Raw genomic sequence first — 14585 nt, 5'->3', positions numbered from 1 at the left:
CTCAGCCCCCCTCGTCTACACACTCCCCCACGAACTTGCATATATACACAAAGTAATGATCGTACTGCGCATCGCAATCACCGCACAGGCACCCGGTATCGTCTGCCGGGAATCTGCGGGACGAGATCGAGGAGCGGCGGTGCCGGACGCGGGACGATCTCGGGCCTCGCACGTCCTGCTGCGCCAGGACGCCGCGGACTGGGCCACGGCCGCGCCCGCCCGCACGGTTCTGGGCATCATCCACAACGTCACGTCCGCAACCCGGCTGCTGGACCTGCTCGAGCCGTTCGAGGGCGATCCCCGGGTGCAGGTCCTCTTCACCTGCACGGGCTCATCGGCATTCGACGCGGGCATACGGGAATTCATGACCGCCCGCGAACTCCCTTGCATACCCTGGGAAGAGGCGAAGCGGACGAAATTCGACCTCGCGGTGAGCAGCAGCCGCGGCGGTGAACTGCAGGAGATCGACGCACCTCTCGTGGGTGCGCCGCACGGTGCCGGATACAATAAATACTTGCGCCGGAAGCCGGAAGCCGGAAGCCGGAAGCCGGAAGCCGGAAGCCGGAAGCCGGAAGCCGGAAGCCGGAAGCCGGAAGCCTTCGGCCTTGATGCCGAATGGCTCACTCATGACGGCGAGTTGATTGCCTCCGCCATCGTCCTCTCGCACGACGAACAGCGTGAGCGTCTGCGCCGTGGCTGCCCCGAGGCCGTCCCCCGGTCCGTCGTCGCCGGAGACCCCTGCATGGACCGGCTGCGCGCCTCGCTGCCCTTCCGGGAGGAGTACCGCGCGGCCCTGGGCCTGCGCCCCGGCCAGAAGCTGCTCGTCCTCACCTCGACCTGGGGCCCGCACTCCCTCCTCGGCGTGAACACCGACGTGGTGCGGCGCGCCCTCGCGGAGCTGCCGCGCGACGAGTACCGGGTGCTGGCGGCCGTGCACCCCAACGTCTGGTACGCGCACGGCGGTTGGCAGGTGCGCTCCTGGCTGGCGCCCTGCCTGCGCGCCGGGCTCATCCTGCCGTCGCCGGAGACCGACGCCTGGAAGGCGGCCCTGGTGGCCGCCGACGCGTTCATCGGGGACCACGGCTCGCTGGCCCTGTACGCGGCCGCGCTGGGTGTCCCCGGCCTCCTCGGCGCGTTCGGCGACGAGGTGGTGGCCGCGGGCTCGCCCATGGACCGTCTGGGGGCGGCGCTGGCGCGTCTGGCACCGGGCGAGCCCGTCGAGCGGCAGCTGCGGCGTGCGGCGGCCGCCCGGCCGGGCGACGAACGGCTGGACGGCATCGGGGCACTGGTCACCTCCCGCCCCATGCGCTCGGCGGAGCTGCTGCGGCGCCTGTACTACTCCCGCATGGAGCTGCCGGAGCCGGAGCTACCGGCCCTCCCCCGGCCCGTCGCGCTCCCCCTGCCGCTGCCCGTCGAGCGATGCGAACCGGCCCCTCCGCCGGTGTACGTCGACGCCCGTGACGTCGACGGCGGAACGGTGACCGTGCGCCGCTATCCCGCCGAGCTCCAGGGAACGGTCGTCCGTCATCTCCCCGACCCCCACCTGGTGGCGGCGGAGGGTGAGCCGGACCCGCGCTGGGCACGCACCGCGGACGTCGTCCTGGCCCGCCCTCCGGCGGCCGGCGAAACGTTCCGGGAGGCCGCCGAGCGTGTCCTCCGGCGGCATCCGGGGTGCGGCCTGGTGGCGTTCGCCGGTGAAGCGCCGGGCAGCTGCCTGGCGTTCGGCCCCGGCGGTGAACGGACGGCCGCCCGGTGGGAGGGCGCGGCGCCGGTGGACGGCACGGCCGTCGCAGCGTCGGTGCTCTATGCGCTGGCCGGACACGACGGCGTCGAGGTGTCCGTGGGCGGCGGTTCGTTCCGCCTGAGCCGGGCGGGGGCCCAGGGCGTGTCCGAGGGGCCGGGGCGGGACTAGAGCGTGTCCGACGGTCCGGTGCGGTCCTGGCCGGCCGAACCCAGCCGTTCCCGGGCCGTGGTCGCCGCGGGGCTCCCCACCCGCTCGTACAGTTCCGCCGCCGTCCGCCAGTCCGCCTCGGCACCGGCGCGCTCGCCGCGGGCGGCCCGTACGTCGCCGCGCAGCAGCAGGATCCCCGCCTCGTCCTGCGGCGCCCCGCACTCCCGCATCAGGGCGGCGGCCTCGTCCAGCGGGGCCACGGCCTGGTCCGGGCGGTCGGCCCGCACGCGCGCGTGGGCGTAGTGCCACAGCGACTTGGCCTCGTTGTAGCGGTCCTGCAGTGCCGCGAACAGCTCGCGGGCCCGCAGCAGCAGCGCCGCCGCCTCCTCGTGACGGTGCTCGGCGCCTCGCGCCCGTCCCATGTGGAGGGTGAGCAGGGCCCTGCCCCGCGGGTGGTCGGTGTCCTCCAGCGCCTCGACCGCCCGCCGGAAGTACTCGGCGGCCGCACCGGGGTCGTCCGCACCCAGCGCCAGCAGCCCGAGGCCCTCCAGCGCGGACGACACGGTCCGCGCGTGCGCACTGCCGTCGGTGCTGCTGCCGGGGGCGTCGGTGGCGCCGGAGGCCAGCCGCAGGGCATGCCGGTAGTGCTCCTCCGCCGGCCCCGTCCGCGCGTCGGTGTACGCGAAGGCCAGCTCCAAGTGCATCCGTGCCACGGCCAGACGGTCGTCCCCCCGCTCGGCGGCCTCGAGGCCGAGCACGCAGACCGCGATCCAGTCCGCGTGGTACTTGCGTCGGAAGAAGAAGCCGCGCAGCGCCTCGCACAGCTGCCACGTCTGCGCATAGCGGTGCGTGCCGTGCGCCAGCTCGGCCACCGCGACCACGTTCGCCCGGTCCGCCTCCATGGCGTCGAGGGCCTCGTCGGCCCCGCCGAACGCCTCCCTGTCCTCCTGGGGGCTCGCGAACAGCGGCCCGTAGCGCCAGCGGCCGGAGGTCAAGCGTTCGACGGCGGCCGCCCGCCGCAGGTACCACTCGACGTACCGCCCGGTGGCCGCCTCCGCCTCCGCGCTCGTGGCGGCCGCGCGCGCGTGGTCGTGCACGAGCCGGTGCATCCGCAGCCGTCCGGTGCCGGCCGGTTCCAGCAGACCCTCCCGCACGAGGGTCCGTACGTCGGCGTCGGCGTCCGTGTCGGCGTCCCCGCCGGCCGCCTCACCGGCTGTCCAGCGGACGAGGTCGCGGGAGAACTCCGGCGTCGGGTGCTGCCCCAGCGCCCGGTAGAGCGCGGCGGCGCCGTGCGGGAGGGAGGCGTGGGCGGCGTCGAAGACCTGGGGTACGGAGAGGTCGTCCGGCACGGCGAGCGCCTCCAGGCGGGTGCGGCGGTCGATGAGTTCGCGTGCGAGTACGGCCGGATCCTCCCCCGCGTCGAGGAGTTCACCCGCTCTGGCGCCCGCGATCCGAACGGCCAGCGGCAGCCCCGCGCACGCGCTCAGCACGTCCTCCAGGGCCGGCCGGTCCAGCACGTCCGCGCGGCCCGCCACGGCGTGGAAGAGGTCGGCACCCGCCACCGCGTCCAGGGCCTCCAGGGTCACCGTCAGCGTGCGCGGGTGCGAGGCGCGCAGGCCCGTCAGCGCGGAGCGGCTGGTGACGACGACCACGCTCCCGGGGTGGCCGGGCAGCAGCGGGCGCACTTGGCCGGCGTTGACCACGTTGTCGAGGAGCACCAGGGTGGGCGCGCCGGCCGTCAGCGACCGGTAGTGGGCGGCGAGCTCGTCCGGCTCGGTGGGCCTGCCGTCCTGACGGTCCGACAGTTCACGGACGAAGCCCTCGAGCACGGCGACGGGGTCGCGGGGCCTGAGGGGGCCCTGGGGGCTCATGTCGGCCTGCAGATGGCCGCCGGGGAAGTCGTCGCCCAGCTGGTGCAGCCAGCGCAGCGCGGTGGCTGTCTTGCCCATGCCGGGCAGGCCGGTCACCACCACCAGCAGGGGGGCGGTGCGCCCGGAGCGTTCGGCGGCGGCACGCGCGAGTGCGGCGAAGACCGGGTCGCGGTCGACGAAGACCTCCGGCGCGGCGCCCAGCAGCCGTGGGGCCCGGGTCGCGATGGCGGCGGGGTGGTAGTGGACGTCCCGCGCCTGCACCACCGTCCCGTGGAACGTGCCGCCTTCGATGCTGTTGTCGATGCCGTCACCCATGTGCCCCAGCCCCCAACCCGCCCTGCCCCGCCCGGTGGTCGAGCAAATGATCCTACGAGGCCGGTACCGAACGGCGTATGGCGCCCGCCGACGAGCCGCCGGGGGCGCCATACACACGTGTCCGGCTCCGGGTCGGGGAGCGTCCCGGAGCCGCTGGTCAACCGCGTCGAGCGGTCACCGGTCAGTTGTTGATGCAGATGTTGCCGGATGCGGGGTTCAGCAGGCCGACGATGTCGATCGTGTTGCCACAGAGGTTGATCGGGATGTGGATCGGGATCTGGATGACGTTGCCCGAGATGACACCGGGGGAACCGGCCGCCACACCCTTTGCTCCGGAGTCGGCGACCGCGCCGCCGGCCACACCGGCGAGAGTGGCGCCCACGGCGGCGGTGACGACTGCTGCCTTGGCGATTCGTGACATGGGGAGACACCTTTGCTTGGTCGTACGGGACGAGCACCCGGTCGGTGACGGCCGGGAGTCCGGATCAACGTGCGAACGTCACAAAGGTTTCGTCCATGAAGCGTCCGGGTGATGCCCGATGCGCACCGATGAACAGAAATGGGGGTTTCCGCACCGGCACCACGGCTGGCAGGGTTCCTTCCGTGAATCACGGTGAACTGTCTCAGGCCGGCCCGCGTCCGGCGGAAATGATCGGCGCGCTGCTCCCGGCGGGCGTGGAGTCCGCCGAGTCCTTCCACGATCCCGAGGACCCGCCCGCGCTCTTCCCCGAAGAGGAAGCGCTGCTGGCCAACGCGGTGGACAAGCGACGCAGGGAATTCACGACGGTACGCGCGTGTGCGCGCACCGCGCTGGGGAGGCTGGGCCTGGCGCCCTCCCCGATCGTGCCCGGCCAGCGTGGCGCCCCGCAGTGGCCGGCGGGGGTCATCGGCAGCATGACGCACTGTGCGGGTTACCGCGCGGCGGCCGTCGCGCACGCCGCCGACATGCTGACGATAGGACTGGACGCCGAGCCCAACCAGCCCCTGCCCAACGGCGGAGTGCGCGAGCTGGTCACGCGCCCGGAGGAGCACGGCTGGCTGGCCCGGCTCGCCGCCGAGCGGCCCGGGGTGTGCTGGGACCGGCTGGTGTTCAGCGCGAAGGAGAGCGTCTACAAGGCCTGGTTCCCGCTCACCCACCGCTGGCTCGACTTCGAGGACGCCGTGATCGAGGTGGACGCGGTGGCGGGCACCTTCACGGCCCGGCTGCTGACGCCGGACCCCCTGCTGGAGGTGACCGGAAACCGGTTGTCCGGCTTCAGCGGCCGCTGGCTGGCGCGCGACGGTCTGATCGTGACGGCGATCGCGGTGCCGCGTGACGGCCTGCCGGCCGCCGCCTGAGCCGCGTCATTCCTCCCGCGACGCGTCAGCCCTTCCAGCCGCTTCAGCCTTCCTGAGACGCCACCCGGTCGGCGAAGGCGGCCAGTTCCTCGCCCCACCCGGCCGCCAGCGCCAGTGGCTCGGCGGTGCGGCAGGCGCGCTCGACGAGCTCCTGGATGAGGTCCTCGGCGACGTCCCGCTCCTCCGGCTCCAGCAGGATCTCGCGCAGCAGTTGCGCGTCCCAGGAGTATTCCGGGCCTCCGTCGAGGAAACCGCGCAGCCGCCACGCGGCGTGCAGCGGACGCGCGTACGCCTCGTAGGGGCCGTCGAGGTCCGGCCGGCCGGCGAGCGCCGCCCCCAGCCGCAGGGGGTGGCGCAGGGCGTACCAGCCGGCCGCGCAGCCCTGGTCGCAGCCGCTCAAGCAGCGCCCCGGCCACGGGTCCTCGAGATATTCGGCGGCCATGGCGTGGTGGGTGTACGAGCCGATCGCGCGCTCCGTACGCAGCTCGTCCCAGATCCGGCGCGCCTCCGCCGGCAGCGGGGCCATGAGCCGGTCGCCGAGCGCGAGGGCGATGTCCCCGGCGAGGGTTGCGGTGGACTCGCCGAAGCGCCGGGCCTCACCCGCCCAGCCACCGCGCTCGTGCTCGGCCGCCCGGCTGACGTGCAGCGTGGGTATGCCTCTGCGCAGGGCCGCGTTGTCGCGGACGTCGCTGCGGATGAGGGTGCAGGTGTCCAGCAGTTCGAGCGCCGCGGCGGTGTCAGCGGCCTCGGGGGCTTCCGGGTCGCCGCCGGCGGCGAGATAGCCGGTGAGGAAGACGAGGGGGCGCGCCCGGTCCCCGCCGGCGGCCACGAATTCCGCGAGGGACTCGATCAGAGCGGCTCCGCGCGCGTCCGCGGTGCGCCACTTGTGCTGCTCCTCCTCGAGGACGGTGCGCAGCCGTTCCTCGACCCGGTCGAGCAGTTTCGCCCGCTGGAGCCTGGGCGACACCGTACGGGCTGCCACCGGATGAGGCGGACGGGATTGCTTCGTCATCGTGTCCCTCCATGGATCGGCTGCGGCCTTCACCGACCCCGACGGGCGGGTGGCTCCGTTCTCGACCGGCGGAAGGTGACCGGCCAGACGACTACCCCGGCGCGGGCGGCGGGAAGCGCCGGTTTCCTGCCATCCGCGAAGGCCGGGTGACGGTTGGGACACCCCTCGCGTGCCGTCTGTACAGGGCGCATCGTGAGGGGTTACATCGGGTGCGAGCCACGGAAATCCGGTTTTTCGGAGGCAACCATGCGCAGGATTGCGATCGTCGGCGCGGGTCAGGCGGGACTGCAGCTGGCCCTGGGACTGCAGGCGGCCGGCGGATACGAGGTGACCGTGGTCTCCGCGCGTACGCCCGACGGCGTGCGGGGCGGGCGGGTGATGTCCACGCAGCTGATGTACGGGCCGGCGCTCGCCCTGGAGCGGGCGGCGGGGCTGAACATGTGGGACGAGCTGACGCCCCGGATCGAGGGCGTGCGGATCGGTCCCGTCGACCCGCCGGGCGTCCGCGTGCCGGAGCGTGCCATCACCGCTCCCCTCGACGAGCCGGCGCAGTCGGTCGACCAGCGCGTGAAGACCGCGCACTGGCTTGAGCTGTTCGAGCACCGCGGTGGCCGGGTGGAGTACCGGGAGGTCGCCCCGGACGACCTGGCGGCGCTGGCCGCCGGGCACGATCTGACGGTGGTCGCCTCCGGACACGGCCCACTCGGCCGGGTGTTCGGCCGCGACGCGCGGCACAGTCCGTACGAGAGCCCCCGGCGCGCCCTGGCGTGCCTGTACGTGCACGGTGCGGCGCCGGATCCGGAACTGCCGCCCTCCTACCTGCGGATGTGGGGCTTTCCGGACGTCGGGGAGTTCTTCGTCCTGCCGGCGCTCACCGGTTCCGGGCCGTGCGTGATCCTGCTGTGGGAGGGCCGTCCGGGCAGCCCGTTCGACTGCTGGGGCGACGTCTCGGGACCGGACGCGGCACTGACGCGCTCGCTGGAGCTGCTGCGCTCGTACGCGCCCTGGGAGTACGAGCTGTTCGCGCGCGCGGAGCCGACGGACCCGGGGGCGTGGCTGACGGGAAGTCTGACGCCGGTGGTGCGGCATCCGGTGGCTGAGGTCGCCCCGGGATCCTTCGTCCTCGGCATGGCGGACGCGGTCGTGCTCAACGACCCGATCACCGGGCAGGGGTCGAACAACGCGGCGCGCTGCGCGGGCCGATACCTGGAGTCGGTGCTGGAGCGGGGCGAGCGGCCCTTCGACCGGGCGTGGATGCACGAGACGTTCGCCGGCTGGTGGGAGCACGCCCGCCACACCGCGGCCTTCACCAACATGGTGCTGGACGCGCCGATGCCCGAGCACGTGCAGCACGTCCTGGCGGCCGCCGCCCGCCATCCGGAGCTCGCGCACCGGTACGTCAACGGTTTCGCCGACCCCTCCGACTATCAGGAGTGGCTGATGGACGCCGACCGGGCGGAGGCGTGCCTGGCGGCCGTGGCGGGGCCCGTGGGCTGAGGGGACGCGGGAGGCCCCTGGGCTAGCCTGGGGCGATGGGTATCGGACAGCCGGCCGCGGTGACGGAACCCGGTGCGCCGCCCGCCCCCGCACGGCGCCGGGCGCCGTCCGGGCAGTGGCCGGTGGTGTGCGCGGTGTCCCTGGGCGGAGGCGCGGGAGCGGCCGCCCGTTACGGCGCGGGGCTGTTGTGGCCGACGACGCCCGGCGCGTTCCCCTGGACGACGCTGGGGATCAACGCTGTGGGCTGCGCGCTGATCGGAGTACTGCTGGTGACCATCACGGAGGCGGGCACGCCGCACCGGCTGGCGCGGCCGTTCCTGGGCACGGGGGTGCTGGGGGGCTTCACGACGTTCTCCACGTACGCGGTCGACATCGAGGAGCTGGTGGCGGAGGGGCGCGTGGTGACGGCCCTGGCGTACGCGGCGGGGACGGTGCTCGCGGCGATGGCGGCGGTGTGGCTGGGGGCGACGGGGACGCGTCGGCTGATCGGGCGGAGGACCGCCCGATGAGGGACGTGGGCGGGGCCCTGGGTGATGCGGGCGATTCGGCGGGCGCTCAGGCGAACGGTTCGGCGAGCGATTCAGCGGACGGTCGGGCGAGCGGTTCGGTCAAGGCTCTGCGGCTGACGGCGTACGTCGGCGAATCGGACTCCGCCAGCGGGCGGCCGTTGTACTCGGAGATCGTCCACCGCGCCCATGCCGCGGGACTCGCGGGTGCCAGTGTCTTCCGGGGCGTCGAGGGCTACGGCGCCTCGTCACTGATCCACACCTCCCGGCTGCTGTCCCTGAGCGAGGACCTGCCGGTCGCGGTGGTGATCGTGGACGTGCCGGAGCGGGTGCGGGCCTTCCTTCCCGTGCTCGACGAGCTGGTCGGCGAGGGGTCCGGCCCGGTGACCCTCGACGAGGTCGATGTCGTGCGCGGTGGCGTCCGTGCCGCGGAGAACCCCGGGTGAACTGGCTCCTCGTCGTCACCGGCGCCATGGCCGGCGCCCCGCTGCGCTACCTCACGGACCGTTTCGTCCAGTCCCGCCACGATTCGGTCTTCCCGTGGGGGACGTTCGTGGTGAACGTGGTGGGTTGCCTGGTGCTGGGCGTACTGGCGGGCGCGGTGCCGGACGAGCGGCTGCGGCTGCTCCTCGGCACGGGCCTGTGCGGGGCCTTGACCACGTATTCGACCTTCTCCTACGAGACGTTGCGGCTGGCTCAGGACGGGGCGCGGGGCTACGCGGTACTCAACGCGGCGGCGAGCGTGGTGTGCGGGGTGGGGGCCGCGTTCGCCGGGGTGATGGTGGGGCGGGGGGTGTGGGGGTGACCCCTGTGGGGGTCACCCGTCACGACCCCCGCCAGGTTTTCCACAGCGGAAACTCTACAGTTGCCATGACGGAAACAGCGTGCTTCACTTTCCGTCATGGCAACTGATGAGAACGCACGGCCTTCCATGCCGTCCATGCCCACGCGGGAGAGCGCCGCCGAGTCCCTGGCGCTGGTGGAGGAGGCCCAGGCGGCGGTCGGATCGATCACGCCCGGCCGCTGGTACCAGGCGACGATGTCCGCGTTCGTGGCCGCGATATTCCTGACCAACCTGCTGCCCGACCCGTTCGACATCACCGCCGTGGGCATCGTGTTCGTGGGCATGATGACGTTCGTGGTGGTGCAGGTGCGCAGGATGGGCGTCATGCACCGGGCCACGCCGAAAACGGGGCGTCAGCTGACCGTGGGCGCGATCATGGGCATCTCGGTGTACATCGCCGCACTCGTCCTCGAGCGCCAGGCCGGTATGCCGTGGGTCTGGGTGCCGGCGGCCCTGCTCGTCGCAGGAGGCATCCTGGTACTCGAGAAGAACTCCCGCAAGAAGGGCATACCCGCATAGTGACCGCTCCCGAGGACGGCTTCAACGAGACCATCCACGCGCCGAACAGGCTCCGGATCTGTGCCGCGCTGGACGCCGTCGAGGAGATCGAGTTCGCGACGATGCGCGGCACGCTGGGCGTGAGCCCGTCCGTGCTGAGCAAGCACGTCACGGTCCTCGCCGAGGCCGGCTACGTCGAGCAGCGGAAGGGCGTGCGCGACACGCGGCAGCGGGTGTGGCTGCGCTTCACCAAGCAGGGCCGGGCCGCCTACCACGCCCATCTCGCCGCGCTCCGCGCGATCGTCAACGCGGACCTGGCCACAGGCTGAACCGGAGACCTGGGCACGGGCTGAGCGGGCATCCACCCGCGGACGGAGCGAGACCTCTCCGCGGGCCGATCACAGCCGCGGCGGCTCCTCCGGCACGTGAAGGTGCTCCAGCAGCACCCTGCGCAGTTCGCGGGCCGCGCGCGGGGGTGGGGCGTCCTTGCGGTGGGCGACGGCCACGGTGCGGCGCATCCGGTCGCCCTCGAAGGGGGTGACGCGCAGGCCGGAACGGGCGGCGACCATGCCGGGGACGACGGCGAGCCCGAGACCGGCGCGGACGAAACCCAGGACGGCGTCCATCTCGCCGCCCTCGACGGTGAAGGAGGGCTCGAAGCCGGCGGCACGGCACGCGGCGGTGGTGATCTCGCGCAGGTCGTAGCCGCGCCGGAACATCACCATCGGCAGATCCCGCAGCTCCCCCACCCGCATCCGGCTGCGGCGCGTGGGCGGGGGCCCGGACGGGGCGGACACCACGACGAGATCCTCCTGCAGCAGCTCCGTCGTCACCAGCGCCGGGGCACCACCTCCGAGGGGAGTGATGATCAGGGCAAGATCGAGACCACCATCGGCGAGCCGGCGCACCAGGTCCTGCGAGCCGCCCTCGTCGACGTGCAGCTCGATGCCGGGAAACCGCGCGTGGTACGTGCGCAGCACGTCCGGCACCAGGCTCGCGCACAGGCTGGGCGGGGCGCCCAGGCGCACCCGGCCGCGCCGCAGCTGGGCGACCTCCTGCACCTCGCGGTGGGCGGTCTCGGTGTCGGCGAGGATCCGGCGGGCCAGCGGCAGCAGGGCCTCCCCGGCGTCGGTGAGGGTGATGTTGCCGCGGGCGCGGTGGAAGAGCTCGGCCCCCAACTCCCTCTCCAGCGACCTGATCTGCTGGGAGAGCGAGGGCTGGGCGATGTGCAGCGCCTCGGCGGCACGGGTGAAGTGCCGGATCTCGGCGACGGTGGCGAAGTAGCGGAGCTGCTGAAGTTGCACCCGGCCACGATAGATAGGGGTTGTCTATGGAAACCAGCTTCATCATGTCTTGGACGCATCAAGGGCGCCCGCCCTAGCGTCGGCGTCATGGCACTGGCGACCCGGACGGACCGGCCTCCGTCCCTCATCCGCTCCGTGTGGCGCTCGACCGTCGGCAAGAAGGCGGTCATGGCCGTCACCGGACTGATCATGCTGGCGTATCTGGTCGCCCACATGATGGGCAATCTGAAGGTGTTCTTCGGGGCCGGGGAGTTCAACGAGTACGGGCACTGGATCCGCACCATCGGCGAGCCGTTCCTGCACCGCGAGTGGTTCCTGTGGCTCGCGCGGGTGGCGCTGTCGGCGTCCGTCGTCCTGCACGGTGTGGCCGCGTACCAGCTCAGCCGACGCGACCTGGCGGCGCGCCCGGCGAAGTACCGGCACCGGCCGCGCCGCACGAGCTACGCCACCCGCACCATGCGCTGGGGCGGGGTGATCCTCGGCCTGTTCATCGTCTGGCACGTCCTCGACCTCACCACCCTCGATGTGAACCCCAACGCCCAGGAGGGCCGCCCGTACGAGAATCTCGTCGCCTCCTTCGACCGCTGGTACGTCTCCGCCTTCTACATCGCCGCGATGCTCGCCCTCGGGTTGCACGTCCGGCACGGCTTCTGGAGTGCCGCCCAGACGCTCGGTGCGGGCTCCCCACGCCGCGACCGGGCCCTCAAGGCCGTCGCCAACGCCCTCGCGGTGCTTTTGACCTGCGGCTTCATCGCCGTGCCCATCGGTGTCCTGACGGGAGTCGTGAGCTGAGATGAGCGAGTACCTGCACTACAGCGTCGGCGAGCCGCTGGCCGACCGCGCGGCTCCCGGCGGGCCGATCGCCGAGCGCTGGGACCGCCGCCGCTTCGAGGCGAAGCTGGTCAACCCCGCCAACCGCCGCAAGTACACGGTCATCGTCGTCGGCACCGGCCTGGCGGGCGGCGCGGCCGGCGCAACGCTGGCCGAACAGGGCTACCACGTGGTGCAGTTCTGCTACCAGGACTCGCCGCGCCGGGCCCACTCCATCGCCGCACAGGGCGGCATCAACGCCGCCAAGAACTACCGCAACGACGGCGACTCCGTGTACCGCCTCTTCTACGACACGGTCAAGGGCGGCGACTTCCGGGCCCGCGAGTCCAACGTCCATCGTCTCGCCCAGATCTCCGTCGAGATCATCGACCAGTGCGTGGCGCAGGGCGTGCCCTTCGCCCGCGAGTACGGCGGCCTGCTGGACACCCGGTCCTTCGGCGGCGTCCAGGTCTCCAGGACCTTCTACGCGCGCGGCCAGACCGGCCAGCAGCTGCTGCTCGGCGCCTACCAGGCGCTCAGCCGCCAGATCGACGCGGGCGCCGTGGAGATGCACGCCCGCACCGAGATGCTGGACCTGATCGTCGTCGACGGGCGGGCGCGCGGCATCGTCGCCCGCGACCTGGTCACCGGCCGTGTGAGCACGTACTTCGCCGACGCCGTGGTGCTGGCCAGCGGTGGCTACGGCAACGTCTTCCACCTCTCGACCAACGCCAAGAACTCCAACGCCACCGCCGTCTGGCGGGCGCACCGGCGGGGCGCCCACTTCGCCAACCCCTGCTTCACCCAGATCCACCCCACCTGCATCCCGCGTTCGGGCGACCACCAGTCGAAGCTGACGCTGATGAGCGAGTCGCTGCGCAACGACGGCCGCATCTGGGTGCCCAGGGCCAAGGGCGACACCCGCCCGCCGGCCGCGATCCCCGAGGACGAGCGCGACTACTACCTGGAGCGGATCTACCCGGCCTTCGGCAATCTCGTCCCGCGCGACATCGCCTCCCGGGCCGCGAAGAACGTCTGCGACGAGGGGCGCGGCGTCGGCCCCGGCGGCCAGGGCGTCTACCTGGACTTCGCCGACGCCATCGCGCGCATGGGCCGCCCGGCCGTCGAGGCCAGGTACGGCAACCTCTTCGAGATGTACGAGCGGATCACCGCCGAGAACCCGTACGAGGTGCCCATGCGCATCTACCCGGCCATCCACTACACGATGGGCGGCCTGTGGGTGGACTACGACCTGCAGACCACCGTGCCGGGTCTGTTCGCCATCGGCGAGGCCAATTTCTCCGACCACGGCGCCAACCGCCTGGGCGCCTCGGCGCTGATGCAGGGCCTGGCCGACGGCTACTTCGTCCTGCCCTCGACCATCAACGACTACCTCGCCCGCCATCCCCACAACGAGGTCCCCCACGACCACCCGGCCGCCATGGAAGCCCTGGCCGAGGCGGAGGACCGGCTGCGCCGGCTGCTGGAGGCCGGCGGCGACCGCACCCCCGAGTCGTTCCACCGCGAGCTGGGCGAGCTGATGTGGGACGAGTGCGGCATGGCCCGCACCGAGAGCGGGCTGCGCAAGGCGCTGGACCGCATACCGGCGCTGCGCGAGGAGTTCTGGCGCCGGATCAGGGTTCCGGGAACGGGCCGGGAGCTCAACCAGTCGCTGGAGAAGGCCAACCGGATCGTCGACTACCTCGAGCTCGCCGAGCTGATGTGCCTCGACGCCCTGCACCGCGCGGAGTCGTGCGGCGGCCACTTCCGCGAGGAGAGCCAGACGCCCGACGGCGAGGCCGCGCGCCGGGACGAGGAGTTCGCCTACGCGGCGGCCTGGGAGTTCACGGGGCCGGGCCGGGCGCCCGTGCTGCACAAGGAAGACCTGCGTTTCGAGTACGTCCACCCCACCCAGCGGAGCTACGCGTGAACCTCACCCTGCGCATCTGGCGCCAGCGCACCCCCGAGGATGCCGGGGCCATGACCACGTACGAGGTGACGGGCATCAGCGAGGACATGTCGTTCCTCGAGATGCTCGACCACCTGAACGAGGAGCTGATCCTCGCCGGCGACGAGCCGGTCGCGTTCGACCACGACTGCCGCGAGGGCATCTGCGGGGCCTGTGGCATGGTCATCAACGGCCGCGCCCACGGCCCCGAGCGCACCACCACCTGCCAGCTCCACATGCGGCATTTCCACGACGGCGAGACGATCGACGTCGAGCCGTGGCGGGCGGCGGCCTTCCCCGTGGTCAAGGACCTCGTGGTCGACCGCTCGGCCTTCGACCGGATCATCGGCTCGGGCGGCCATGTCTCCGTCCCCACGGGCTCGGCCCCCGAGGCCCACGCCACGCCGGTGCCCAAGCCCGTCGCCGATCTGGCCTTCGAGCACGCCGAGTGCATAGGCTGCGGCGCCTGCGTGGCCGCCTGTCCCAACGGTTCGGCGATGCTCTTCACGGCGGCCAAGGTGGTCCATCTCAACGTCCTGCCGCAGGGCGCCCCGGAGCGGGAGTCGCGGGTGCTCGACATGGTGGGCGCGATGGACGCGCAGGACTTCGGCGGCTGCACCAATACCGGCGAGTGCGCCACGGCCTGCCCGAAGGGCATCCCGCTCACCGCGATCAGCACGATGAACCGCGAGTACCTGCGCGCCACGCTCAAGGGCGGCGCCCGGCGGCGCTGAGGCCGCCGGGGCGTGTC

At 72.6% G+C, this 14585-nt stretch carries 15 protein-coding genes; 11 read left to right on the top strand and 4 right to left on the bottom strand.

The annotated features are described in order from the left end of the window. Positions 1–139: 139 nt before the first annotated feature. Positions 140–1912: a hypothetical protein gene (locus tag ACIG36_RS01305; protein WP_399919974.1), complete on the top strand. Its 1773-nt coding sequence runs from the start codon at positions 140–142 to the stop codon at positions 1910–1912. Here the strand turns inward: ACIG36_RS01305 and ACIG36_RS01300 are convergent. Both ACIG36_RS01300 and ACIG36_RS01295 read right to left on the bottom strand, forming a co-directional pair. Further along, the gene (locus ACIG36_RS01300) at positions 1909–4077 is read right to left on the bottom strand and encodes an NB-ARC domain-containing protein (RefSeq protein WP_399919971.1); all 2169 of its coding nucleotides are present in this window, start codon (positions 4075–4077) and stop codon (positions 1909–1911) included. The two genes, ACIG36_RS01305 and ACIG36_RS01300, sit on opposite strands and share 4 nt — an antisense overlap. Before the next feature lie 181 nt (positions 4078–4258). Continuing rightward, on the bottom strand, positions 4259–4498 hold the full coding sequence (locus tag ACIG36_RS01295) for a chaplin (protein WP_399919968.1): 240 nt from the start codon (positions 4496–4498) through the stop codon (positions 4259–4261). A 227-nt stretch (positions 4499–4725) separates the two neighbouring features. Here ACIG36_RS01295 and ACIG36_RS01290 point away from each other — a divergent pair, with 227 nt between their 5' ends. Continuing rightward, positions 4726–5415 (top strand): 4'-phosphopantetheinyl transferase, encoded by a 690-nt coding sequence (locus ACIG36_RS01290; RefSeq protein ID WP_399922105.1) that lies wholly within the window; start codon positions 4726–4728, stop codon positions 5413–5415. 43 nt (positions 5416–5458) lie between these two features. Here the strand turns inward: ACIG36_RS01290 and ACIG36_RS01285 are convergent, their stop codons facing one another. Further along, positions 5459–6427 carry a polyprenyl synthetase family protein gene (locus ACIG36_RS01285; RefSeq protein WP_399919965.1) on the bottom strand — a complete coding sequence of 323 codons (969 nt, stop codon included), beginning with the start codon at positions 6425–6427 and terminating at the stop codon, positions 5459–5461. 246 nt (positions 6428–6673) lie between these two features. Between ACIG36_RS01285 and ACIG36_RS01280 the strand changes: the two genes are divergently transcribed. The 6 genes from ACIG36_RS01280 to ACIG36_RS01255 all read left to right on the top strand — a co-directional run bounded on the left by ACIG36_RS01280 (position 6674) and on the right by ACIG36_RS01255 (position 10101). Next, the gene (locus tag ACIG36_RS01280) at positions 6674–7924 is read left to right on the top strand and encodes a styrene monooxygenase/indole monooxygenase family protein (protein ID WP_399919962.1); all 1251 of its coding nucleotides are present in this window, start codon (positions 6674–6676) and stop codon (positions 7922–7924) included. A 35-nt stretch (positions 7925–7959) separates the two neighbouring features. After that, positions 7960–8433, top strand: a complete 474-nt coding sequence (gene crcB / locus ACIG36_RS01275; protein WP_399919957.1) for a fluoride efflux transporter CrcB — start codon at positions 7960–7962, stop codon at positions 8431–8433. A 107-nt stretch (positions 8434–8540) separates the two neighbouring features. Continuing rightward, complete coding sequence (locus ACIG36_RS01270) at positions 8541–8876, top strand: DUF190 domain-containing protein (RefSeq protein ID WP_399922102.1); 336 nt, start codon at positions 8541–8543, stop codon at positions 8874–8876. After that, positions 8873–9235: a fluoride efflux transporter CrcB gene (gene crcB / locus ACIG36_RS01265; RefSeq protein WP_399919953.1), complete on the top strand. Its 363-nt coding sequence runs from the start codon at positions 8873–8875 to the stop codon at positions 9233–9235. The genes ACIG36_RS01270 and crcB (ACIG36_RS01265) overlap by 4 nt, the downstream gene beginning before the upstream one ends. Positions 9236–9370: 135 nt before the next feature. After that, the gene (locus ACIG36_RS01260) at positions 9371–9793 is read left to right on the top strand and encodes a hypothetical protein (protein ID WP_399919950.1); all 423 of its coding nucleotides are present in this window, start codon (positions 9371–9373) and stop codon (positions 9791–9793) included. Further along, positions 9793–10101, top strand: a complete 309-nt coding sequence (locus ACIG36_RS01255) for a transcriptional regulator (protein ID WP_399919947.1) — start codon at positions 9793–9795, stop codon at positions 10099–10101. Before ACIG36_RS01260 ends, ACIG36_RS01255 begins: the two co-directional genes overlap by 1 nt. A 69-nt stretch (positions 10102–10170) precedes the next feature. On the opposite strand, the gene ACIG36_RS01250 is transcribed toward ACIG36_RS01255, so the two are convergent. Then, complete coding sequence (locus ACIG36_RS01250) at positions 10171–11076, bottom strand: LysR family transcriptional regulator (protein ID WP_399919944.1); 906 nt, start codon at positions 11074–11076, stop codon at positions 10171–10173. 87 nt (positions 11077–11163) lie between these two features. On the opposite strand from ACIG36_RS01250, the gene ACIG36_RS01245 reads away from it, so the two are divergent. The 3 genes from ACIG36_RS01245 to ACIG36_RS01235 are packed head-to-tail and all read left to right on the top strand — an operon-like array spanning position 11164 to position 14568. Then, the gene (locus ACIG36_RS01245) at positions 11164–11868 is read left to right on the top strand and encodes a succinate dehydrogenase cytochrome b subunit (RefSeq protein WP_399919940.1); all 705 of its coding nucleotides are present in this window, start codon (positions 11164–11166) and stop codon (positions 11866–11868) included. Position 11869: 1 nt separating this feature from the next. Then, positions 11870–13816 (top strand): fumarate reductase/succinate dehydrogenase flavoprotein subunit, encoded by a 1947-nt coding sequence (locus tag ACIG36_RS01240; RefSeq protein ID WP_399919937.1) that lies wholly within the window; start codon positions 11870–11872, stop codon positions 13814–13816. Continuing rightward, positions 13813–14568, top strand: coding sequence for a succinate dehydrogenase/fumarate reductase iron-sulfur subunit (locus tag ACIG36_RS01235; RefSeq protein WP_399919934.1), 756 nt, complete (start codon positions 13813–13815; stop codon positions 14566–14568). The genes ACIG36_RS01240 and ACIG36_RS01235 overlap by 4 nt, the downstream gene beginning before the upstream one ends. Positions 14569–14585: the final 17 nt, after the last annotated feature.

The sequence above is a fragment of the Streptomyces sp. NPDC053048 genome, from assembly GCF_044547045.1.
Classification (GTDB): domain Bacteria; phylum Actinomycetota; class Actinomycetes; order Streptomycetales; family Streptomycetaceae; genus Streptomyces.
The sequence above is the reverse complement of the archived record's forward strand: the minus strand, read 5'-3'. Positions and strand labels throughout refer to the sequence as shown.